Source organism: Chryseobacterium paludis (genome assembly GCF_025403485.1).
Classification (GTDB): Bacteria; Bacteroidota; Bacteroidia; order Flavobacteriales; family Weeksellaceae; genus Chryseobacterium; species Chryseobacterium paludis.
In genome coordinates this window covers 4,567,852-4,592,750 of record NZ_CP099966.1, presented here as the reverse complement: position 1 = coordinate 4,592,750, position 24,899 = coordinate 4,567,852, and the positions used below count along the sequence as shown (strand labels likewise).

General features: G+C 33.8%; 22 protein-coding genes. 18 read left to right on the top strand and 4 right to left on the bottom strand.

Features of this window, described 5'->3' with window-relative positions:
• Positions 1–21: 21 nt before the first annotated feature.
• The gene (locus NG806_RS20870; RefSeq protein ID WP_261511218.1) at positions 22–1,314 is read right to left on the bottom strand and encodes a T9SS type A sorting domain-containing protein; all 1,293 of its coding nucleotides are present in this window, start codon (positions 1,312–1,314) and stop codon (positions 22–24) included.
• 173 nt (positions 1,315–1,487) lie between these two features.
• On the opposite strand from NG806_RS20870, the gene NG806_RS20865 reads away from it, so the two are divergent.
• Both NG806_RS20865 and NG806_RS20860 read left to right on the top strand, forming a co-directional pair.
• Positions 1,488–3,143, top strand: a complete 1,656-nt coding sequence (locus tag NG806_RS20865) for a helix-turn-helix domain-containing protein (RefSeq protein WP_261511217.1) — start codon at positions 1,488–1,490, stop codon at positions 3,141–3,143.
• Positions 3,140–4,264 (top strand): tetratricopeptide repeat protein, encoded by a 1,125-nt coding sequence (locus NG806_RS20860; protein WP_261511216.1) that lies wholly within the window; start codon positions 3,140–3,142, stop codon positions 4,262–4,264. The genes NG806_RS20865 and NG806_RS20860 overlap by 4 nt, the downstream gene beginning before the upstream one ends.
• A gap of 57 nt (positions 4,265–4,321) precedes the next feature.
• Here the strand turns inward: NG806_RS20860 and pafA are convergent, their stop codons facing one another.
• Complete coding sequence (pafA, locus tag NG806_RS20855; RefSeq protein ID WP_261511215.1) at positions 4,322–5,968, bottom strand: alkaline phosphatase PafA; 1,647 nt, start codon at positions 5,966–5,968, stop codon at positions 4,322–4,324.
• A 96-nt stretch (positions 5,969–6,064) separates the two neighbouring features.
• Here pafA and NG806_RS20850 point away from each other — a divergent pair, with 96 nt between their 5' ends.
• The 3 genes from NG806_RS20850 (at position 6,065) to NG806_RS20840 (ending at position 8,160) form a co-directional block, all read left to right on the top strand.
• Entirely contained in the window at positions 6,065–6,853 is a 789-nt protein-coding gene (locus tag NG806_RS20850; protein WP_261511214.1) for a DUF6896 domain-containing protein, read from the top strand.
• Between the two features lie 92 nt (positions 6,854–6,945).
• Positions 6,946–7,602, top strand: a complete 657-nt coding sequence (locus tag NG806_RS20845; protein ID WP_261511213.1) for a hypothetical protein — start codon at positions 6,946–6,948, stop codon at positions 7,600–7,602.
• A gap of 18 nt (positions 7,603–7,620) precedes the next feature.
• Positions 7,621–8,160: a GNAT family N-acetyltransferase gene (locus NG806_RS20840; RefSeq protein WP_261511212.1), complete on the top strand. Its 540-nt coding sequence runs from the start codon at positions 7,621–7,623 to the stop codon at positions 8,158–8,160.
• A 17-nt stretch (positions 8,161–8,177) separates the two neighbouring features.
• Here NG806_RS20840 and NG806_RS20835 read toward each other — a convergent pair whose 3' ends face one another.
• On the bottom strand, positions 8,178–8,519 hold the full coding sequence (locus NG806_RS20835; RefSeq protein ID WP_214832419.1) for a winged helix-turn-helix transcriptional regulator: 342 nt from the start codon (positions 8,517–8,519) through the stop codon (positions 8,178–8,180).
• 119 nt (positions 8,520–8,638) lie between these two features.
• Here NG806_RS20835 and NG806_RS20830 point away from each other — a divergent pair, with 119 nt between their 5' ends.
• The 6 genes from NG806_RS20830 (at position 8,639) to NG806_RS20805 (ending at position 12,879) form a co-directional block, all read left to right on the top strand.
• A complete protein-coding gene (locus NG806_RS20830; protein ID WP_261511211.1) occupies positions 8,639–9,049 on the top strand; it encodes a DoxX family protein in 411 nt (136 codons plus the stop codon).
• Positions 9,050–9,120: 71 nt separating this feature from the next.
• Positions 9,121–9,705, top strand: coding sequence for a TetR/AcrR family transcriptional regulator (locus tag NG806_RS20825; RefSeq protein ID WP_261511210.1), 585 nt, complete (start codon positions 9,121–9,123; stop codon positions 9,703–9,705).
• Between the two features lie 67 nt (positions 9,706–9,772).
• A complete protein-coding gene (locus NG806_RS20820; RefSeq protein WP_214832431.1) occupies positions 9,773–10,510 on the top strand; it encodes an SDR family oxidoreductase in 738 nt (245 codons plus the stop codon).
• Between the two features lie 230 nt (positions 10,511–10,740).
• Positions 10,741–11,718: an SDR family oxidoreductase gene (locus tag NG806_RS20815; protein ID WP_261511209.1), complete on the top strand. Its 978-nt coding sequence runs from the start codon at positions 10,741–10,743 to the stop codon at positions 11,716–11,718.
• A 27-nt stretch (positions 11,719–11,745) separates the two neighbouring features.
• Entirely contained in the window at positions 11,746–12,543 is a 798-nt protein-coding gene (locus NG806_RS20810; RefSeq protein ID WP_261511208.1) for a helix-turn-helix transcriptional regulator, read from the top strand.
• 96 nt (positions 12,544–12,639) lie between these two features.
• Positions 12,640–12,879, top strand: coding sequence for a hypothetical protein (locus tag NG806_RS20805; RefSeq protein ID WP_214832438.1), 240 nt, complete (start codon positions 12,640–12,642; stop codon positions 12,877–12,879).
• A gap of 77 nt (positions 12,880–12,956) precedes the next feature.
• On the opposite strand, the gene NG806_RS20800 is transcribed toward NG806_RS20805, so the two are convergent.
• Complete coding sequence (locus NG806_RS20800; protein ID WP_261511207.1) at positions 12,957–13,970, bottom strand: DUF2268 domain-containing protein; 1,014 nt, start codon at positions 13,968–13,970, stop codon at positions 12,957–12,959.
• A 429-nt stretch (positions 13,971–14,399) separates the two neighbouring features.
• On the opposite strand from NG806_RS20800, the gene NG806_RS20795 reads away from it, so the two are divergent.
• From NG806_RS20795 to NG806_RS20765, 7 genes are all read left to right on the top strand, one after another.
• On the top strand, positions 14,400–15,455 hold the full coding sequence (locus tag NG806_RS20795; RefSeq protein WP_261511206.1) for an AraC family transcriptional regulator: 1,056 nt from the start codon (positions 14,400–14,402) through the stop codon (positions 15,453–15,455).
• A 145-nt stretch (positions 15,456–15,600) separates the two neighbouring features.
• Positions 15,601–18,453 carry a TonB-dependent receptor gene (locus NG806_RS20790; RefSeq protein WP_261511205.1) on the top strand — a complete coding sequence of 951 codons (2,853 nt, stop codon included), beginning with the start codon at positions 15,601–15,603 and terminating at the stop codon, positions 18,451–18,453.
• Between the two features lie 22 nt (positions 18,454–18,475).
• Positions 18,476–19,657, top strand: coding sequence for a phosphatidylinositol-specific phospholipase C domain-containing protein (locus tag NG806_RS20785; RefSeq protein WP_214832445.1), 1,182 nt, complete (start codon positions 18,476–18,478; stop codon positions 19,655–19,657).
• Positions 19,658–19,796: 139 nt separating this feature from the next.
• Positions 19,797–20,696: an NmrA family NAD(P)-binding protein gene (locus NG806_RS20780; protein WP_261511204.1), complete on the top strand. Its 900-nt coding sequence runs from the start codon at positions 19,797–19,799 to the stop codon at positions 20,694–20,696.
• Between the two features lie 13 nt (positions 20,697–20,709).
• Positions 20,710–21,633, top strand: coding sequence for a helix-turn-helix domain-containing protein (locus NG806_RS20775; RefSeq protein ID WP_261513137.1), 924 nt, complete (start codon positions 20,710–20,712; stop codon positions 21,631–21,633).
• Positions 21,634–22,193: 560 nt separating this feature from the next.
• Positions 22,194–23,897 (top strand): S41 family peptidase, encoded by a 1,704-nt coding sequence (locus tag NG806_RS20770; protein WP_261511203.1) that lies wholly within the window; start codon positions 22,194–22,196, stop codon positions 23,895–23,897.
• A 71-nt stretch (positions 23,898–23,968) separates the two neighbouring features.
• Positions 23,969–24,883: an alpha/beta fold hydrolase gene (locus tag NG806_RS20765; RefSeq protein WP_261511202.1), complete on the top strand. Its 915-nt coding sequence runs from the start codon at positions 23,969–23,971 to the stop codon at positions 24,881–24,883.
• Positions 24,884–24,899: the final 16 nt, after the last annotated feature.

Sequence of the window (24,899 nt, the reverse complement as noted above, 5' to 3'; positions counted from 1 at the left end):
AAAAGTGTCCAATTTTTATCTTTACTGTTTAATGAATTTTAGATTCTGTGAGATTTCCCCCCTCACAAAAATTTGCAGTATATAATTCCCCGTTGATAACGATGATACATCAATTTGATGTCCCTCAGCATCAGAGGCCATTATTTTCTGACCGACCATATTATAAATTTCAGCTTTTTCAATTTTTCCAACTCCTTTAAAATAGATGATGTCTTTAACCGGATTAGGATAAATAGATAGTCCTGAAACTTGTTTTGTCACTTCATGAGTTGATAGGAATTCCGAAAGATCCAGATAAAATGCAACAATCTGATTAGAAGAATTTGTCCCTATTCCTGCTATTTTTTTACCATCCTTGGAAATAGCCAAAGGCAGTGACATGATTACACCTTGGGTAGCAATACCCAAACTTGTGGCATAATCATTTAAATTAATTCTCCCTCCTCCAGCTGTCCATATAAAGCCTTCTCCAGACATTGGTGGTGCTGCAAATGGCCTGAAAAAGCCTATTACCGTTCCGCCATCAGCGGAAATTCCGGTTGCTCCACCTCTGAAGAAGGCTGAGGAATTAGGATGTGTTATATAGGTGAGACCCGTAGCATTGTTCCATACATACGGATTGGGCATACTCGCTCCTATTATTGTATTTCCATCAGCAGAAACGTCTCCAGCCTCCCCTACATTATTTCCACTACCGTCGGTAATATAACTTTCAACTCCATTTACCCATTTTGCACCACTTCTTGTGCCATCGTCTTCATCTTGCCAACCGACGATTACTGTTCCATTTTCATTGACTGCGTTTGCTCTTGAACTTCTTCCGGAAACCATACTACCAAGATCAACCATTCCATTTTGAGAATTCCATTTTATGGCATGTGCGTTAGCTGCACTTATCCAGCCTAGTCCTACAATAGTATTTCCATCAGTACTCATTCCCCAGGTTGAACTTACGGAGCCATCCCAACCGGTAGGCACAAGCCCGCCCAGATTAGTCCATGTAGAGTTTGTTGTATTGTAGATGGATACTTCATTAAATCCAGTGATTGTGTTGGTTACAGAGGATGCTATTCTTGAGCCATCACTATTAACCATCGTTCTTCCTGCAGCTGGATAACCATTAGAAATCGTTCCTATTTGCGATAATCCGTTTGCGGCATCCCATTTAAAAATTCCGCCGCCACTGGTATGCATACTTACTACTCCATTACCGGAGATCGCTCCTACCGTATAATTTCCGGTTGCCATTACCGTTAATTGCGCATTTGCCACAAAGGACAGGTTACACAAAAAACAAGCGTATAAAGCTTTCATTGAAATTTTGTAAAATTTTCTCATATTTCTTTGGTGTTAATATTTTGAATTGGTGGAAACAATATTAATATTATATTTACCTTTTTAAAAGAATTTGACTTACATAATTCGTGAAATTTAAAAGAATTAAAAATTTAAACAATTAAAAATCAATAAATTACAAAAATTCAACTTTGAAGACAGATTTTAAGACGATTGACGAAAACCATAAGAAAAACGAATTATTTTCAACTAAAAACGCTAAAAGCAGAATACTCATACTGGCTATATTTACGTGTTGCATTTTTATCAATGGACAGTCTGGTCCTGACTTTACCATTTTAGCGGATAAAGCTTTTCAGAAACTCTATCAAAACCCTGATGACTGCATCAGCTATTCTCAAAGCTTATTGATAAGTGACCAAAATACTGAACACAAAATCATTTTACAGAATATTATTTCACAGGCTTATGCCATGAAAGGAGATTATGTACAATCTGTTAATGCTTCTGCACAGAAAGATGATACTGAAAAAGATCGGGATATTTCTTATTTTATGCAGCTATTTGGAGAGTATAACCTGGCCGATCAGTATCAGAATCTTGATCTTTATAATCAATCTCAAAAAATCATTTCAAGCCTTTTATCTGATACTAAATTACTGAAAAATGAAAGTCCAAAATCAAAAATAACGATTGCTAAACTTTACCAGCTACAAGCCATTAATTCAGCTATTATAAGAAATTATAGTACAGCTTTTGATAACTTAAATAAAAGTGATCAATATATCGATTTTCATAATGAGGAAAACCGAATGATAGGTTTTGAAAATAAAATTTTTCGCGCTTCTTATTTAATGCGACAAAATAAATATAATGATGCTAAAATTCTCCTTGATCAGGTGATCATTAATTTAGAAAAAGAATCTCATCAGCCATTTTTATCTGCATTGGCTTATGAAAATCTATCCCGTTATTATTTTCTCACTGAAAATTATAAAACGGCCATTGATAAACTGGAAAAGGGACTTTTGGAAATTGAAAATCTACCTTACAATAATTTAAAATCGAAAATTTATGAGTCTTTAGCAAAAACTTATTTTGCTTTACATAATGATACTAAATACCACGAATATAATAAGCTTTATCTCGAGATAAAATCCAAATTAGACTCTAATCAAAAAGAAGGCATACGTTACATTGTAAAATTGGTGGAAACCTATCAGAACAATAATCTTGAATTTCAGAGACAAAATCAATCTAAAAAATTATGGCTATTAATTGTTGTTCTCATATCATCAATAACAAGCTTGATCGTTTACTTTCTGATAGAAAAAAGAAGAAATAAAGACTTAAAGAAGCAGGTATATTTCTTTGAAAAACAGAAAAAAAGAGAACGTCCAATTCCAATAGCAACTTATCACAAAGAGAAACAGGAAAAAATTATCATTGATAGAACTGCAGAAAAAGATTCCAATAAGATTTCAAAAGAGAAAGAAATTGAAATTTTACAAAAGCTGAATGATTGGGAACAATCTGATCGTTACCTTAATAAAAGCATGTCACTTTCTACCCTATCAGCGCAAATGGGTGTGAATACAAAATACCTTTCTGAAGTGATTAACAATAGCAAAGGGAAAAATTTCAATGGATATATTAACGAATTAAGAATCAATCATATTGCTCATCTATTAAAAACAGATCCTGCTTTTCTTCATTATAAAGTAAGTTATCTGGCAGAGTTTTCGGGATTTTCGTCACACAGTGCTTTTACCACAGTATTTAAGTCGGTTACGGGAATGTCTCCCAATTCTTACATTCAGGAAATCACTAAAAACAAAATGTCATGAAGCTCACTATAATCATCCTTTTATTACTGATCCCGCCATTTTTTTTATATGGACAGAAAATTTCTGATGATTCCCTGATCAAAAAAGCACGTCTTGAGATTTATGACAATCCTGACAATGCAATTATGATAGGAAAAAAATTACTAAAAGAAGAAAAGGATATTAATCAATCCATTACCATTTATCTATTATTGTCAACGGCCAATATTGCGAAAAGAAACTTCGACGAATCTTTACAATACATTCTTAAAGCAAAGGATCTGGCTCAAAAAACAAATGATTTAAAAACACAAATCAGTGTACTCGTGTCTGTAGGAATACAGTATCAACAAATGGAACTTTTCAGTAAAAGTCTTGAAACACTTGATGAAGCTGATCATTATTTAGCGCAGCTTCAAGAAGACACTCCTGAAAAATATATTGAAACGGCTAGAAGTTATGCAATCCGGGGAATGATCTATAAAAGTCAGTCCAATTCCGAAATTGCTCTGGAAAAATTACTGATATCTATTCAAAATTTTGAAAAAGTAAAAAGCAAAAAAACAACCTATGCGAATATGAGCATTGTTTATTATAATATTGGATACTGCTATCTTAATTTGAATCAAAGAGAAGAAGCTCATGTAGCATTTGTACAATCTGTAAACTATGCTGAAAAGCTAAATGCAAAAAGTCTTAAAGCCTTTGCTCTAAAAGGTATGGCAGAGATGTTTAAGCAAAATCGCGAAAATGAAAAAGCTTTGGACCTTTTGGTTCAGGCTGAAAATCTTTGTAAAAATACGGGAGACCTTATTCTTAATGAGGGAATCTATAAAGAAATGTCGGAAAACTATCTGGCTATGGGAAAACCCGATCTCTATCAGACCTATAACAGAAAGTATTTTGAGATGCGTTTTAAAAGAGAACAAAGTGAGTTAAGTTCTATTAATCATTCAATTGACAATCACAATAAAGAAACTTTAAAGAAAACCCAGGAACTAAAAGACAGATATAAGTATCTTACAATTGGAATTATCCTGTTAGGAGCTGCTGTTATAGGCATCATTATTTATTTAATCATAAAGATCAGGAAACAGAACAGCAAATACCATAAAGAGATCCAGTCCTTGATCAGATCTTGATTTTATAAAAAAAGCACTCCATTTAGAGTGCTTTTACAATTTACATTTTCTGAAGGATTATTTACCTATCACTTCTGTAATAGGATTTCCAACATTTCCACTTGGGAATTGGATTTTCAATAAAGAAGAAACAGTAGGTGCAATATCTGTCATGTTGTACGGCTTATTGCTTTCTCCGTGCTGAATACCCCATCCCATAAATAATAAAGGAATATGAGAATCATAAGAGTTCCATACACTGTGTGATGTTCCAGTTTTTGCATAAGAAGGAAGCATAGAATCATGAGATATCAGTTGAATATCACCACTTCTCTGTCTGTTGATCCCGTTGATAATTCTCTGCTTGATAGGTTCCGGAATTGTTGCTTCCTGAACTTCAACTACAGAAACAGCATATAAAACCGTTGGATCATTTTCCAATTCCTTGATGGTAAAATCTCTTACATCATCCAATTCGATCTTGTTTTCTTTTAACAGCTTTCTATCGAAATAAATCTGGTAATTGTCTACAGCATTGATCAGTTTATCTACACCGAATTTTTCTTTCAGTTTCTGATTGATATCTTTCTGACTGTTTTCACCAAAGAAACCTGTTGGAATTTTATGCTCTTCTAAAAAACCTACAGAATGAGCTCCACCATGGTCTGCAGATAAGAAAACGGTATATTCTCCTTTTCCTACTTTAGAATCAAGGTAGCTAAAGAATTCTGCAAGATCCTGATCCAATCTTAAATAGACATCTTCCACTTCAATAGAGTTAGGTCCGAATTTATGTCCCGCATAGTCCGTAGAAGCAAGATTGATCGCCAGGAAATCTGTGACATTATCACTTCCCAGTTTTTCACCATCTACAGAAGCTTCTGCCAACTTTAATGTCAAGGTATTTCCAAAAGGTGTATATCGGATATTATCTTTTTTCTCTTTATAATCTTTTGCTAAATTACTGTAAGGGAAAGTAGGTGTTTTTGAACTTCCTAAAAGACCTTCCCAAGCAGAATTATCAGGTGAACTTTCTGTATATTGATTGATAGGTAATAAAGTATTCCATCCATTAGAAACTAACTTTTCAGGTAAATTCTGAGAATTGAAAGATTTTAACCATTGTGGCAGATCATTCATATACCAGTTGCTGGTAATAAAATTCCCGGTAGAATCATCAAACCAAAAAGCTCCGTTTGGGGTGTGTCCTGCGGGAAGAATAGAAGCACGGTCTTTTAAAGACACTCCGATTACTTTTGCCTGGAAATTTGTTGCCAGTTTTAATTCGTCAGTAACTGTAGTTGACCACAGATTTTTTGGGGAATGACTTCCTATTCTGGTACTGGTCGTTCCAACCGGTTGTACACTTTCATCTGTTGTACAGTAAACATTTTTTCCTGTTTCTTTATCGGTCCAGTCATTTCCTGCAATCCCATGAATCGCGGGAACTGATCCTGTATAAATACAAGTATGTCCTAAAGCTGTTATTGTTGGAACATAAGGAATATGAACATTGTTTAATGCATATCCGGTATTTAATAATCTTTTGAAACCGTCATTTCCATATTTACTGTAAAAACGGTACAAGTAGTCCCAACGCATCTGGTCTACTACTAAACCTACAACTAATTTGGGTCTTTCTAATTGAGAATTTTTGTTCTTCTGAGCATCAATTGTAACTACGGACAACATGGTAAGTGCCGCAATTGAAATTTTCCTAAGCATCTAGTAAATTTTTATTGAAAGCAAATTTAAGGGTTTTGAAAGTTTTGCAGTATGAAATTTTGATTAAATTTGAGATAGATTAAATATTTAGAATTATTGGAAAGAACAATAGAGGAAATCAAAGTTCAATCAATTGACAAGCTTCCACCGATTGATTATATCAAAAATATTCCTCGAAACAAAAAACTTAAAATATTATTTGACAAATCTATTCAGGGTTTAAGAGAGAATGTTGGAAAGGATTTAAGAATGCAACTTTCAGGTTTTCAAATTGCTATTCATACTATTGAACCTGAAATCAACATTGTCAAGTTGATTACTGATGAAGAGATTATTGCAAATCAAGTGTTTTTTGAAAACTGTGCAAAGGACTACCGAAAGCTCGGTGAAGAATTGGTTTTCATGTTTGCTCACAAGAAAAAAATAAGATTTAATCACAAATTTCCATCTATAATGTTTAATCATTTTAAAGGAAAAGAACAAAAGGGAAAAGTAGGAGATTGGAAGTACTTCATTCACGGTTTTCATTGTCATTTTGGAAATATTAACACAAAACAAGAGATTGAAGTTCCTTTTATGTTTGGGATGGAATTTGGAGATTTAGATCCTTATTTTTTTATACAATTTATAAAGTCTTCTACAAAATACTATCCTTTACCTGTAAATATATATGAAGATTTTGCCGATGGACAAAGAATCATTGAAGTTATGTTGAATCTTGACTTATTTGAAAAAATTACTTCAAATTTTAAAGATCATACTGGAGTTGTAGTAGCTGATAGGGATAAAGTTGAAATTGCAGTTTTTAATGATAATGAAGAATATTACCATCCTAAATTTAATTTATTAGAATTTTTAGGGCTTAAACGTAAAAATTTACAGTAAAATTTAATTTACTTAAAAAGCAGTTAACTATGTTCTTATTAGATTTTAAGTCTAGATAAATAAGATATTAATAATAATTTAACACCACAAAAATGCTATCACAAGAACTTAATCACGAGGAGGATAATGAACCTTCATTCGATCCTTCTCACTGGAACTCTCATTACATTTATGGATTTATCAATGGTAATCCACTGCAACAAATTTCAGATAAAGAAGCGGTGTCCGAAATTATAAGAAATACAGTTGGCAATCAAGGTTTCATTGCAATAGATTCTATTTTCCATCCCTATTACCTTGTCAATCAAAAAGGGGCAACGGCATGGGACCTCGCCTGGTTTTCCATTTATCTTAAAGAAAAAAAGGCGATCGCAGAAATTGCCAATAATGAAACTGCTATGGTTGTAGAATCACAAAATTTAGGCTTAGACCAATTCATGGTCTGGCCAAATGATAGTCTGGATCCCAATAAACATCAACAATATCAAAAATTTGTTCCTTTTATATTTCCTTATCTTACTTATTCGAAGAATGAGGAAAACCCTCCTCACTGGACAAAAATGATCGAGGCTGAGATAGAGTTGCAGGGGCATGCTGAAACCTATATTGAAAATTTCAATTCTGTATTTTCTCAATTTGTCTCAGGACATATAATGACTTTAGGGTTTGGTCAATTTGATAGAAATAATCCTGATGATCTCCTTGAAAGATTTACTGATTTCTATGAAAATAATATTGCCAACCAATAAATCTCACATTAATCTTTCATGATAGAAATTAAAAAACTGGAAAAACTCCCATCTAATCCAACGATCAATTGGGGATTTAATGGATATGAAACAGATACCATATTTGTAGTTTCCGCCATTGAAATGAATAATACTTTTGAATTTTCGTTGAGAGAGAAAAAACAACAGTATAAAAAGATATGGGAAACAAGTCCTGATGATATCACTGAACTCAATGAAATAATAGAACAGGGACATTCTTTTGGAGCCTATGAAGAAGATGAATTAGTAGGGTGGCTGATCGCTGAATTCAGGGAATGGAATAACAGCTATTACATAGAAAATATTCTGATCGATGAAAAATTCAGAGGGCAGGATATCGGAAAGCAACTTCTAAAAAAGGCAAACAGAGAAGCCAGAAATTTAAAGTGCAGAATAGTGGAACTGGAAACTCAAAACACCAACTACCCTGCTATAAAATTCTATCAGCGGGCAGGATTTGCCTTAACAGGAATCAATACCAAGCTGTATAATAATTCTACAGAAACGGCTTTATATATGAGTTTTGATGTCGAATAATCTGCAGTTTAAAACATCTACCATTCGCTTAGAATTCTTGACCGATGAGACAGTCCCCAAAAATGTAATTCATCCAGCACCTTTTCAAGGGACAAACCGTGTTCGGTAATAGAATATTGCACTTTTGGTGGAACTGTATCAAAAGCTTCCCTTTCGATAAGTTTATTCGTTTCCAAAAGCTTCAGTTCTTTGGATAGCATTTTATCTGTTATTCCAATAACTTCTTTTGAAAGTTCTTTAAATCTTTTAGGTTTTTCAGATAAAGAAAATAAAATAAGCAATTTCCATTTCCCTTCTACAGCATCCAAAGCATCCTTGATAGAAAGCATAGTTTTAGGACATCCCCCTTTTGATAACATAAGTCTTTGATTTTTATATTACTTTCCGATCAGAAAGCGCTATCCACCTGGAAAGCAAGCATTTTCGGATAACAAAAGTAAGTAATTTTGATCCATCAATTTTAAAGAATTACTATAAAATGAAAACATCAAAAATTTTAAATATCTCACTCTGGACCGTACAAATTTTCCTGTCTACATCTCTAATTTGGGCATCTTCAATGAAACTCTTTCAACCTATCGATGAACTATCTAAAATGTGGCCATGGACTGCTGAAAACAGAGGATTAGTAATTATAACCGGCATTGTTGATGCAGCAGCAGCGATCGGGCTTATTTTGCCAAATCTAATCAACCCAAAAACCAGATTCACAATATATGCGGCTTATGGAGTAATCCTATTAATGATTTCAGCTTCAATTTTTCACATTTCCCGTGGAGAAATCTCACAGATCGGAATCAATATATTCTTTCTGCTTATTTCCGTTTATATTGTATGGGGTAAAAACAAACAACTGGGAAAATTAAATTCAATCGACAAAATCAATTAAAGATATTGTAAATTTTATTTTGTACCGAATGGTACAATTACATACCTTTGTTTCATCAAAATAAAGAAACCATGGCAGGGAGACCTAAAATATTCGACGAACATCAGGCTATTGAGAAAGCAATTCATGTTTTCAAAGATAAAGGCTACGATACTGCTTCTGCGGATGAGCTACTGAATGCGATGGGTATAGGAAAAGGAAGTTTCTATCTTGCTTTTAAAGGTGGAAAACGTGAATTGTATATTCGTTCTATTGAACAGTTTGCGGAAGGTTTTAATAACAGTTTTCTAGAACAACTTTCCAAATCAGATAATCAAATTGAATTCATCAAGCAATTCTTTTTGAAATTAGCTGAAGCACACAATTGCGATGAAGAACGTGGATGTTACCTTGGAAATGCTTTGGTACAACTCTCTGACAAAGACAATGAGGTAAAACGGATCTCTGTTGGTTTTCTTAAAAATTTACAGCAGGTATTTGCAGAAGCAATTAGAAAAGCACAATCCACCGGGCAAATAAAAAATAATGAAGAGGCCGAAATTTTAGCCTGGCATCTTACTAATTTGTGGAATGGACTTCATGTGACCAGACGCATGGAAGATTCACCCAAAATATTTCGCTCCCTTATTGAAATGAATTTAAAAATACTCGAATAAATTTTTTTTAAACAATTTTGTACCAAATAGTACAATAATAAAATTTAATATATTTAAAACAAAAGTTATGAACATTACAAACAACACTATCCTTATTACAGGAGGAGGATCAGGAATCGGTTTAGAAATTGCAAAAGCATTGAACCCATCAAACAAAGTTATCATTGTAGGAAGAAACAAGGAAAAGCTGGATGCTGCGGCTAAAGATTTAGACAATGTTTTCACCATTCAGGCTGATATTACAGATGAAAATGATGTTAACAGATTGGTAGAGGAAATCAAAACTAATTTTGGGGAATTAAATATCCTGATTAATAATGCAGCTAATGCTTATGCATATACACTTTCTGATTCTTCGGATACCTACACCAAAGCTTTAGCGGAATTTACAACTAATTACTTCGCACCTATCCGCTTGACAGAAAAATTGCTTCCTTTATTAAAACAACAGAATGAAGCTGCAATAGTAAATGTCTCTTCTATTGTAGCATTTGTTCCTGGATCTCATGTACCGACTTACTCAGATTCTAAAGCTGCTCTACGTTCTTACACAAGATTACTACGATATGAATTGGCAAAAGACACGAGTGTAAAAGTTTTTGAATTAATGCCGCCTTTAGTAAACACTGAATTTTCAGTAGAAATTGGTGGTCGTGAAAATGGCATCCCAGCTTCTGAAGTAGCCGGAGATCTGATAAAAGCATTTCAGAATGATGTTTACGAAGTACGTGTTGGAAATACTGAATTATTGTATAACAATTTCTTTGCAAGTTCAGAAGCTGCTTTCAGTACATTCAATAATTAAACAATCTCTGTTATTTCGGGCGAAGCTAAGAAATCTTTTATACAATTGACTTAACTCGAATGTAAATTAAATGGTTAATACATCAAAAGCAATTAAGGCAATTAAGCTTTGATTGCTTTTTTCTTTTCTATCTTCTAAATTGAACTTTACAACAAACAAAAATTGAACTCCACAACAAAATCTTCAGTTTAATTTATAAGGAACTTTGTCTTATAAAATTTAAAAGAATTATGGAAAATTTAGAGTCAAGAAAAACAGTATTAGTAACAGGTGGGACAGGATTCGTAGGAATACATACCATCCTCCAATTATTACAGCAGGGATATAAAGTAAAAACAACAATCCGTTCGCTTGCTAAAAAAGATGTTGTATTGAAAGCATTAGAAGAAGGTGGAATTACAGATTTCACGCTCCTTTCATTTTATGAAACAGATCTTACAAGTGATCGTAATTGGGATGAAGCTGTAAAAGGTTGTGATTATGTGCTTCATGTGGCATCTCCCTTCCCTGCTCAGGATCCGAAAGACGAAAATGAACTGATCATTCCCGCCAGAGATGGCGCTTTACGTGTATTAAAAGCTTCCCGTGGTGCAGGCGTAAAAAGAGTAGTACTTACCTCATCTTTTGCGGCAGTGGGCTACAGTAATGACACGAAAGGACATATTTTCACGGAAAAGGACTGGACAGATGTAAATGCAGATCTTCCACCGTATATCAAATCAAAGACCGTAGCTGAAAAAACCGCCTGGGAATTTATTGAAAAAGAAGGTAATGGTATGGAGTTAACCGTTATTAATCCTGTCGGGATTTTTGGTCCAATTGTAGGGGGAATTTCTTCCGCGTCATTGGATATTGCCGTTGCAGGAATTATTGATGGGACAACCAATTACAATCCAAACTTTACGATGGGAGTAGTTGACGTCAGAGATGTTGCAGATATTCATATCAAAGCAATGCTCCATCCGAATGCTGCAGGAGAAAGGTTCATTGCTACTTCTGAAGGAGTAATGGCATTTTATGATGTAGCACAACTTATTAAAGCAAAAAGACCAGAGTATTCTTCAAGCATTCAGGATCTGAGTCCTATCGGAAGGGATTTTTATAAAGAAATTTCTAATGAAAAGGCAAAAACAATATTACACTGGATTCCCAAAAGCAGAGAAGAGGCACTATTAGCGAGTGCAGACAGTTTAAAGGTAAAAGCATAAATTTGTTATATCAAAAGAAATAGTACATTGAAATTTAACAACATACAATCCTGCTACCTCGGTCCTGAGATATCACCGGAACAATTCATCCCGGAGCATTTCTTTCTATTTTTACTGAAGGGCTCCATGATTTCATATGACGGTTATAAACACTACACTATGAAACCGGGAGACTATTGTATTGCAAGGAAAAATCATCTGGTACGGTATACAAAGCATAAGGAAGATGGAGTCTTTGAGAAAGTAATTATATCTTTTGATGAAGCATTTTTAAGAAAATTTCTGGAACGTCACCCCTACTCTGTAGAACCAACAGAAAACAATGACTCTTTCCTGTTCATTAATGAAGATAAACTGATTAAAAATTTTATCCACTCATTAGAACCATATTATAACGGGACTGAGCAGTTGGACAGTATTTTTGTTGATATTAAAAGAGAGGAACTATTAATGATCTTATTAAAAAACAATCCTGAATTGAAAAATATCTTTTTCAATTTTAATGTTCCTTATAAAATCGATCTGGAATCTTTTATGAACCATAATTTTAAATTCAACATCAGTCTGGAACGTTTTGCTTTTATGACGGGACGGAGTTTATCTACTTTTAAACGTGAATTTAAAACCATCTTCAATATGCCTCCGGGTAAATGGTTAATGAATAAACGTTTGCAGGAAGCTTATTTTTTGCTGGATAAAGAACATAAAAAACCTACAGAAATTTATATCGATCTCGGTTTCGAAGATCTCTCCCACTTCTCTTATGTTTTCAAAAAACAGTATGGCTTCTCTCCAGCACATTTGAGTCATAAAACAGTTTTGTAATCTTCAAATTAGTTTAATATGCGCTTATTTAATCACAACAACGTGTATTAAATAATTTTTATTACATTAGTAATCAATAAATTAAAACTTAGTAATATGAAAAATTTAAAGAAACTAACGAGAAGAGATTTAGTATTAATCAGTGGTGGAGATACTGCTTATGCATTTTGCCTTGATGGGGTTTGCCCTCCAGCGGGTCCTGGTTATAACACTTATTGTAGTGGAGATGTATGTTACAAAAGTCCTAAAGTAGGTGGTGGACCTGGAGGAGGATGTCATGAACCAAAACGTTTTTGCCAAGAATGGGAAACCGGATGTGGATGTATCTATTTTTAATAGTTGAAAAAAAAATCAGTAACAGTAAAACGCATCTTTTGGATGCGTTTTTACATTATTCTAACAATCAATATATTTTATAAAGAATTAATATAATTTTCATAACCACTTTTATCAAGCACCTCTTTTGGGGTAAGCTTATAAATATCTTTCCAGGAATTCGTTCCGTGTTTCTCTACATATTTTTCTACGATCCTGAATCCCAGCCAATAATTCAAGGTCTTTGGAGCTTGTGGGAAAAGTTTTTTCTTATCATTCTGCAATAATGGATTATCTCCTGAAGTATCTGAAAAATAGGGTTTCACGCTCATAAAGATCTTTTTTTCATTTTTAAGATACCAGGACCAATTTTCCTGTGACATATTTTCTACAGCATGATATCTTTCCATTTTACCTTCAAAAAATATCCAGGTAAAATAACATGCAAAACCTTCATCAATTGTTTGGCTTAATGCAGAATTTTTGTTAATGTCGTGGTTCCTGAACTTTTCATAAACAAGATGGTTGAGCTCATGTGGTAAACCTTTTTCCAATGTAAATTCAGGATCTGTACTGTCATTATTCAGTTCAAGTGCAAACTGATCAGCCTTACAGCCACCGAAACCGATTCCTGTAAATGGTGTAAAAAGTATACTTATGGTAGCTTTAGGTTGATATGGTACCATCTGGCTGAACTTTTTTAGATTTGTTGTTAATATCCGGTTGAGATTCAGTTTTAAAAGTTTCTTTGTCTTACTATCAAATTCAGCTTTATGTTTTGGATACAACGTTTTATTCCATTGTATCATACCTTCAGGATTATTATATAAGCCAGCATTTTTTTCACCAAAAATCGCAGCATAGCAACTATCCCAAAGTTTTTGATGGGATTTGTATACTTTGTCAACGATCATCCTTTCATCAAAAGAATCATTACGATGCGCCAGTATCTGATACTTGAAAAGATTTTTAACCACTATATCATTCACCTTGATACTGTCAGCCACTTTATTAAGATCTCTTTCAAAAGAATTTTCGGGATTTAATTTTTGGTTTGTTGAACAAAAATATACGGTCACAACAGAGAATATTAATAAAGTTGTTCTTTTCATTTTGAGTTTTAGTTTAATCTTACTATTAATTCGACTTCGATATTCTTAGTTGCCCTTAATAAATTTCATTCTTCCAAAAATACCAGTACAAGACCAAGCCTAAAGATTTATTGGGATATCCGTATTATTTAAAATCAAAAAATGCAAATATTTTCATTTCAGATAAGCAGGTTGTCTATCTATTAGACATTTCAAAGTTAATTTTTATTACAAATGAAATAAGTAAGTAGGGAAATATTTAATCATATTTTAAGGAAATCATCCAAAATGGAGATTATTTTTCAATCAAAGATTTTCTCTTACCGTTTCTTAGGATCAGGTATTAAAATTTTATGGTAATTAAAAAAAATAAAGGTTTATTAATAATTTAATGATGTGTTAAAAATAGACTTCTTCTTTATTAATACTTTTGACCAGATCTAATTGTTTATGTTGTACATTATAATGGTTGTCATTCTGCAGGCAATTATTACGCTTGCCGTTTTACTTTTTCTGGCTCAAAACAGAAAATCTTTCCTCAATATGCTACTGCTATATATTGTAACTGTCATATTGGATATGGGTTATGAGTACTTCATTATAAATAGGTTTGGTTATGAATCTATTCTTTATGAAATCCCTGGAAGCTTAAGGATCTTTAAAGGCTTAATATTTTTATATATTACTTTTAATTTTATAGAAATCAAATGGCGTGATAAGTTAAAGTATTTACTGTACCCTTTCTCTATGATCGTTCTGCTTCATACTTTTGCTTTATCGGCTAAGTTGTTTGGGTACCAAGAGGCGGATGCTATTATTCATTTCTACAAAACCTATTTCGTTAACTATTACATTCATTATTGGGCATGTAGTCTTATCATTTGTATTTTCCTATTGTATAAATATCAGAATAAGATCCAAAATCCTTTATTTAAACAATTTCGTTTATTTCTGTCTTTTATCTTAGCCAGCATGTTAGCATTTTGGTGCAGTTTTAAATTTGGTTTTGATATTCTCTTGTTTCAAAAAATATATACCCTTTTATTCCTGGTTCAGTTTGCCTGGATTTTGTACGTTTATGTTTTAACGCACCAGGAGCAGCTCAAAAAAAATATGCAGCAACCTGTTGTAGAGGTTGTCATTAAGGAAAAATACCAGTATAAAGACTTATCTAAAATAGATTTTGAAAAAATAAAAATCCGTATAGAAGAATTTTATAGTGAAAGTCAGGAATATCTGGAAGATACCTTTACATTAGATCATCTTGCCCGGCATTTATCTGTTTCCAGAACGGATCTTACCATTACTTTTAACCAGTATCTTACTTCCAATTTCCATGAATACACCAATCGAAACAGGGTATTACGGTTCAAACGTATGTTGGAAGAAGAACCTGGTGCCAATGTTACAGATCTCGCTTACCAGTGTGGCTTCAAGTCTAAATCTACTTTTTACAAATATTTCAAAAAGGAATTCAACTGCCTTCCAACCGAGTATGCGTTCTAGTAAAAACTAATGTTACTATAACTTAATATTCACAAACAACTAATAATCAAATACATAAAACACAAGTTCTTCTGTACAGGTTTGCTTAAATTTAAATGAACTCCGCTTTTTTCACGAGAAATCATCTTTGCAAAAAATTTATAAAATGTTACGAAGAAGATTTTTTTTAACAACTGCAGCATGCTTTTTACTGGGAGGTTTTGCCATTGCCCAAACATCGGTACATGGTGTGGTTGTAGATAATCAGGGAAATCTGCCTAATGCTTTAATCTATCTGGAAAATAAAGCTGAGAAAATAACTTCCAATACAGACGGATCATTTACTTTAAGTAATATTCCTGATGGAAGTTATAGACTTGTAGTGGAATATACCGGTTATGAAAATGCCTATCTGGATTTTACAATAGCAGATAAAAAACCGATAGATTTCGGGCCTATCAAAATAGGTGAAAAGAAAATAAAGGAAAATAGTATTCAGGAGGTCGTGGTAGCCAGCGTATACAAAGCATCCCAGGCAAGAGCTATTACGATGAAGAGGAATTCCAATACCATTACGGAGGTTTTAAGTGCAGACGCTATTGGTAAACTTCCAGACCGTAATGCCGCTGATGCGGTACAACGAATGCAGGGTGTTTCAATTGAGAGAGATATGGGAGAAGGACGTTTTGTTGCCGTTCGTGGAACTCCTGTACAATGGACAGCTTCAACATTAAATGGAAACAGAATGCCCAGCGCGAGTGGTGACAATGCCAACAGAGGGGTTCAGATGGATATTTTCCCCTCAGAATTGATACAGAATGTACGTTTATCAAAAGCCTTAACTCCCGATCTTGATGGGGATGCTATAGGTGGAAATGTAGATTTTATTACAAAAACATCCCCAAATAAAGAAACATTGGCTATCAGTACATCTACCGGATACGTCAATATGTCCAAATCCCCTACTTTTAACTCCTCTATTGTCTATGGAAACAAAATTACAGATAAACTGAAATTTATTTCCTCTGCCGTCATATGGGAACGATCCGGAGCCATAGATCAAATGCGTAATATTTTTAACTATGGACTTACAGATCCTGTATCCTCCTATTCTATCAATCAACTGCAGTTACGTGATTACGTTGCAAACAGAAGAACATTAGGTTTCAACTATGCGATGGATTATGATATCAACAGTAAAAACAAATTATACTTCAAGGGCTTGTATAGTCAGTATAAAGATGGACAATCTGTAAGAGAAACTTATTTTAATTTTGATAATAAAAATGTGACTTTACAAGCCAGACATGCTGATTATCTTACCGATTTATATTCTATGCAGTTTGGTGGAAACCATCAGGTCGGTCAACGTTTAGAAATAGACTGGTCTTTATCCAAAGCAAGATCGGCTTTTAAATTTAACTCTCCCAAGCAATTGGAAGAACATGAGAGAGGCTATCCTATCGTCAACTTTGTACAACCAATGACTTATGGAAATCTGGCTTCTGATGGCAGGAAATATTTTGCCATGGATGCCCCAAATGGTGTTGGTGATCCAAACGGCTACACCTTACCCTATAATCAAAATCCTATATCGGGAAATCAGCTGAAGCTCAATCAGGTTATTCTCAGTCAAAACAGGAACAGTGAAACCGACCTTCGTGGGCAAGTCGACCTGAAATATAATGTAGCAGAAAATTTCAAGCTCCAATTCGGAACCAAATTCGATAATAAGGAAAAGGTTGTAGATGCTGCTGTATTGGTATGGATGCCCAAATCAGCATTGGGAGTTCCAGGAGCTCCGGTAAGTTATATGAATCAATTTGAGCAAATAGCCTTTCCATTTAATGGAGGTTTTATGAATCCTATTGGTAATCCATATAATTCTGTTATTATTAATCAGATCACCAACGGGCAAATTGATCAGTTCTACAACAGTGATACTCAAAATAATCTGGGTCTCTCACAGGTAAGCGGAAAAAACAGTAATTCTAATGTAACAAGCTCTTATCGGGGACAGGAAAATGTTTGGGCAGCCTATCTGATGGGAACCTGGAAAATAAATGAAAATTTACAGTTCCTGGGTGGAGTAAGAAATGAATATAATAATATCTCTTTCTTCGGTAAAAAGGTAATTTCAGATAACAAAGGATCTAAAGTAGAAGATATTAAAGATGGTAAAAAATACAATGTATTTCTTCCTATGGTTAATATGAAATGGAATCTTACTAAGAATCAAATCGTAAGAGCTGCATATACAAGATCTTTTGCAAGACCTGATTTCAATGATCTGAACCCTGGAACTATCGTTAATGACCTTGCCAATACAGTAACCCAGGGAAACACTCAGCTAAATCCTACGTTCTCTAATAATTTTGATCTGATGTTCGAAAATTATTTTGGAAAGCTGGATCTGATCACGGCCGGAGCTTTCTATAAAGATATTACTGATTTGATCTACAAGGATCAGTCTATTGTAAGTGTGAATGGACTTCCTTATACATTCACAACTCCTAAGAATTTAGAAGGTGCCAAGCTATATGGTTTTGAAGTAGGAATTTCTAAACGTTTAGAAAATTTACCCGGATTTCTGAAAAATATTGGTTTCGAAGGAAACTATACCTATATCGCGTCGGAAATGAAAATGCCCGTATATGAAAATGGCAAACAGACCGGAACGATGAAAACCACAATTCCAAATCAGGCGAAGCATATCTTTAATACGATACTATTCTATGAAACCAGTAAGTTCATGCTTCGATTAGCAGGAAATTATAAAGGTGATTATGTAAGTGAAATAAGAACGGCTGCAGGTCCGGATCATTATCAGCACTTTGACAAAAATTTCACTGTTGATGCTTCTACCTCATATAGTATCAATAAAAACATCAGACTGTTTGTAGAATTGAATAATATTTTCAACGAACCCAATCGCTATTATATGGGAATAAAATCCAGAGTTGAAAACATTTCTTATTCAGGGATCAGAGGTCAACTTGGTGTAAACTTTAATTTTTAATCATACAATAAACTTCACCTTTATGAAAAAATATATTTGCTCCGCAGCAATGGCTGCTGTTGCATTAATAAACGCGCAGGAAAAGTGCCGGAATATTAAAATCAATCAACTACAGGTAGTAGGAACTCACAACTCTTATGCGGAACCCGTTGATCCAAAAGTGCTGGATCTTGCAGCGCCTATTATTAAAAACTTAATGAAAAAATATGACTCTGGAATGTCTGCCGAACAAAAAGCTAAATTTCAGGAATATCATCCTAACGGTATGGATTTTAATGAAGCCCTTAACTACGATCATCCTGATTTTACACAACAATTAAACGCTAACCTGCGTGGATTGGAGCTGGATGTTTATTATGATCCGGATGGTAATCGTTTTAATAATCCTGCATCTTATCGCGTGCTGAAGGAAAAAGGAGTAAATGATCTTGCTCCTCACAATACTAAAGGATTGGATAAACCCGGGTTTAAAGTCCTGCATATGGCAGACATTGATTTCAGATCCCACTACCCTACATTAAAAGACGCTTTATTGGAACTGCGTGAATGGTCTGACAAACATCCCCAGCATTCCACGATTTTTATTATGGTTGAAGCTAAAGATTCAGGGTTTCCAATTTTCCCTAACAGCACTCAGGTTCTGCCTTTTACTAAAAAAGCATACGATGATCTGGATCAGGAAATCTCACAATATTTAGGCAAAGATAAATTGATTACTCCCAAAGAGATACAGGGTAAATTTAAAACATTGCGTGAAGCAGTAGTTCATAATAATTGGCCTAAAGCAGAGAACAGCAGAGGCAAATTTATCCTGATGTTATTACCGGGAAGTGCAGGAACAAAATCCACTAAAGACAATCCATATTTAATAGATGGCTCCTTGGAAAAGAGACTGATGTTTATGGAAAGTGAACCTGAAGATAGTTTTGCCGCTTTTATTTTGAGAGATAATGCTATTGTCCGTCAAAAAGAAATTCAGGAGATGGTAAAACAAGGATTTATTGTTCGAACCAGGGCAGATATTGAAACTTATGAAGCAAAAGTAAATGACCTCACCCGTGCTAAAGAAGCATTCAGCAGCGGCGCTCAGGTCGTTTCCACCGATTTTTTTAAACCTGGAAACACCTATGGAACATCCTATTTTGTAAAGCCACCTCAGGATAAAGATTATTTTGTAAATCCAATTAATGGTAATTGTCAATAAGTAAACAGCAGGCAGCCTCAAATCATGAGGCTGTTTTTATTTTATCATCTTAACACTCTTTTTCTGACTACAAAAAAAGTAGATCCGGATACATCTGCTGATCGGACATTTCTGAATTTTGTTCCTATAAATCAATACAATGAAAATAATCGTAACAGGCTCTTTAGGAAATATCAGCAAGCCACTGACAAAACACTTAGTAGAAAAAGGACACCGTGTTACTGTCATCAGTACAAGTTCAGACAGGAAAGCAGAAATTGAAGCTTTAGGTGCTCAAGCCGCCATCGGAACAATGGAAGATGTAGACTTCCTTTCTGAGATTTTCAAAGACGCAGATATTGTTTACGCTATGGAAGCATTGAATGCGGGAAGCTTTTTTGATCACAACGTAGATTTTATTGCAGCCAGTACTCAGATCGGTAAAAATTACAAAGAGGCATTTGAAAGATCAGGTGTAAAACGTATCGTCCATCTTAGCAGTATCGGAGCACATACGAATAAGGGAAACGGTATTCTAGCGTTTCATTATAATGTGGAAAACATATTGAATAAATTACCTGAAGATGTATCCATAAAATTTATGCGTCCGGTTGGATTCTATTACAATATGTTTGCTTTTATTCCAAGTATAAAAACGCAAGGAGCTATTATTCAGAATTATGGTGGAGACGACAAAGAACCTTGGGTTTCTCCATTGGATATTGCAGAAGTCATTGCAGAAGAAATTGAAAAACCTTTTAATGGCAGAGAAATCAGATATATTGCCAGTGAAGAAATCTCACCCAATGAAATAGCTGAAACCTTAGGAGATGCCATTGGAAACAGGGAACTGAAATGGGAAACTATTGAGGATGAAAAACTGCTAAACAATCTAATTAATGCAGGAATGAATCCTCAAACAGCTAAAGGTTTTGTAGAAATGAATGCATCAAGACGTAACGGAATACTGTATGAAGATTATTATGCTCATCAACCTGTTTTGGGCCAAGTAAAAGTGAAAGAGTTCGCCAGGGAATTTGCCATAGCATATCATCAATAATTTCTACATTTGTATCGTGAACAAACAACCTCAAAGAATAAAATCCATCACTGAGTTCCATCAGGTGAGAGGCTTAACCAAACCTGAGCATCCATTGATCAGCGTCATAAATTACAGTGATATCATCATACATTCTCCAGATCAACCTGTGACAAACTGGATATTGGATTTTTATTCTATTTCCATTAAACGCACCTCCAATGCTAAAATGAAATATGGCCAACAGGATTATGATTTTGATGAAGGGGTGATGTTTTTTATGGCACCAGGTCAGGTGTTCAGCGTTAGTGTAGATCCTAATTCAACAATACAACATACAGGATGGATGCTATTAATCCATCCTGATTTTCTGTGGAACACTTCTCTTGCCAAAAAGATCAAACAATATGAATATTTTGATTATTCTGTGCATGAAGCTTTATTTCTTTCAGACAAAGAAGAAACTGTGCTTGGCAATATCATTCAAAATATTGAGCAGGAATACCATTCCAATATTGACAAGTTCAGTCAGGATATTATTATTTCACAAATTGAAACCTTATTAAATTATTCTGAACGTTATTACCAGCGACAGTTCATTACCAGAAAAATAACCAATCATAAAACTCTTGATTCTCTGGAAACCTTACTTACTGAATATTTTAATCAGGAGGACCTCATCAGTAAAGGGCTTCCTACCGTTCAGTATATTGCTGACACTCTAAATATATCACCTAGTTATTTAACCGGATTATTAAAAGTTCTTACCGGGCAGAGCACTCAACAGCATATTCACGAAAAATTAATTGAAAAGGCAAAGGAAAAATTATCTACTACTCAATTATCCGTAAGTGAAATTGCCTATGAATTGGGATTTGAACATCCACAGTCTTTCAGTAAATTATTTAAAAATAAAACCAATCTTTCACCACTGGAATTCAGGCAGTCCTTTAATTGAAATAGTTTATTTTTGAAATCTTCGTTAAGTTCGCGGAAAATTATTCTATGAAAAAAATTTTAGTAGGAGCTTTGGTTTTGAGTTTATTACAAACATTGTCATATCCGGGAAAGATAATACAACTGTTTTACACGAATATCTTCCTGATGACTGTAAAAAACAAAGCACTTAGGAGTACAGAAATGACGGAATATATATATCTAATGATTACAATAATATTGGTAACTCTTGTATAAAAAAGACCGATACCCGCGATTATGTTTACAAATCATCCGAACAGAAAATCATCATAAATAACTCTATAGAAGCAAAGGTCCTGGAACTCACTTCAAACAAATTAGTGATTTATGTCCCCGATAATTACGATTATAACTGAGATGGCACATTTGATTACTTAAAATATATTTTTTACAAATAAGAACAAATAGTTTCAACTGATAAAAACGCATCATTAGATGCGTTTTTTTATTTTTATTGATCAAGCTTTTTAATTATTTAAATATATAATCATTTAAGATATCTTTATGCAATAAAAACTAATCTGATAAACTTCCATTTCCATGAAAAAAATCATTACTCTTTTCTTTTTATTTCTCATTCAACAGGCGATTTATGCTCAAAAAGAGCAGTATGCTTTTTTTATGAAAACCTGGAATTTTCTAAAATATTATCATCCGGATCTAGCAAGTGGGAAAGTGGATGCTGACAGTCTATTTTTAGCTAATATTGAGAAGGTAGATGAGAAATCGGATGCTAACTCTATTATTAAGCAACTATCAGGAAAACTGAGTAATCCTATTTCCCATTCACTTGTGATTGATGAAAATAAAGAAGCTTTAACGGTAAATCAGAATTTTGATTGGTATAAAAAGAATAAAATGCTCACTGCGGAAGGTAAAACGATTTTGAGCACTATATTTGAACATCGGTATATAGGAAAAGTTCTAAAAGAAAAACAATATGAGCTTTCCAAAAAAGAACAATTACCACTGCCCTTCAGGCTGCTCATACTTGCTAAGATACAAGGCTCCATAGATTATTTATATCCGCATAAATACCTTATGGATAAGAACTTCGAAGTCTTCTTTACAGATCTGGTGGGACAAGCAATATCTTCACCTTCAAGAAAAGATTTTGAAATTATTCTTGCAAAAGCAATTTCTAAAATGGAAGACAGTCATGCTTTTAAGTTCTATGATCAATTAAACTATAAAAATGAAATCCTGCACAGATTTTATTATGCTCCTTTTGATTACCAAGTTTTTAATGATCATCTCTTAATTACTCATCTTATTTTTCCTGAGATCTGCTCTAATGCGCAAATAATGGTTGGAGATAGAATAACCGAAATCAATGGTAAAAGTATTAAACAGATCATCAATGAAAAAAGAGAACTGCTTTCCGTTTCAAACCTTGAGAATCTATTATATCACCTTTCAGATTATCAAAGAAATATGATATGGCCAGATGATGTACAACAAAAAGATTTCAAAATACTACATACCCAAAACAATAAAGCTGAACATACAAAAATCACCTTTATTAATCCTACAGATCAGCAACAGACGTCTGTCATCTCAGCTTATTTAAATGAGAAAATCAGTCTAAAACAGCAACACAAGTTGGTTCACAATGATATTGCATATTTTAAAATCAATGATGTATTTTCTCTGACTGATAATATTGCAGATGATAAGTTTGACAGTCACATGGATACTATTTTTAAAGAAGCTTCTTCTAAAAAAGCAATTGTCTTTGATATGAGAGGATATCCGAACTGGGGTGGATTTGTTTTTCATTATATTTACAAATACTTCTCACCCAGAGAAAATTATTTTGGAAAATATTATGAGCCTAATTTAAAAAATATGGGTACTTACATTCCTATCAGTTATAAGGTGTATGGCCACTATTACCCTAAGATTGAGAACAAAACAGTAAACCCATATAAAGGAAAAGTTTTTATAATCGTCAATCCTGAAACCTTAAGTATGAGTGAATGGAACACTATGAATCTGCAAAATATTTTTCCTCAAGCCATTACAATAGGACAGCAAACAGCTGGTGCTGATGGAGATACAGTAGAAATACAATTACCAGCAGGCTATTCACTGGTGTTTACAGGGAATGGCATATTCTATTATGATAACACACAAACTCAAAAAGTAGGTATAAGAATTAACGAGTTGATAAAATATACCGATGATGATATTATTCAAAATCGTGATCTGGAATTTGAACATATTTTAAAAGCTATTAAATAAGACAAATAAAATCCATTATGTAATAAATACATTTACTAATCTGTTCTACTAATATAAAATGTACAAAGCATATGAAAGCACTTTTCTTTACCCTGTTGTTATTTTTCAACTACCTGCCTGCTCAAGGTCAACCCAAATCCGAAGACTTTTTTCAGACCAGTGATCATGTGCAGATCCATTATAAAGTTTCGGGAACCGGAGAAGCCTGCATTTATATTCCAGGGGGACCGGGACAGGGCTATCCTTCATTTGAACTAATGGGAGGAAATCATCTTGAGAAAAACCTAAAGATGATCTATATGGATCAGAGAGGATCCGGAAAATCTGCTCAGTCGGATGATTATCATTTAGATAAAATGGTACAGGATATTGAGGAATTAAGACAACACTTGAAATTAAATAAGGTTTTCCTCATGGCTCACTCTTTTGGTGGAATTATCGCGGTAAGCTATGCCAAGAAATACCCTCAAAATGTAAAAGGTCTTATTTTAGCCAACGTAACCTTACATTTCTTAAATAATGAATCAGTTAAGGAACAAATTGATTATGCCAATGAACTTCTCCATCTAAAAAATAGAAAAATAGAAAACGATAGTCTTTCTTCCGAGCTTTCCAAATTAAGCAAATCGTTAAGATCAAAACGAATGGGATACAGATTCCTTACTGATGACATTGAGACGATCAAAGAAATGGACAAAATAGATTCATTAAATCCGAGAATTATTGATTTTGGAATGGCTGTGATCTCAAAACCTAAAGAATATCCGGAATATTATGCTGATTATGCGCAATCAACAAAAGACATTAAGGTTCCAACTTTAATCATTACAGGAAAAAAAGACAAAGCGGTAGGTACAAAACATTATCAATCATTCAAATTCGTTAATAAACAAGTGGTTTCAATTGATGGTGGGCATCTTTTGTATTATGAGAAAAACCCAGAATTCATTAATACCGTATGGACCTTTGTAAAGAAGGAAAAATAAATTAGATAGTGATTGT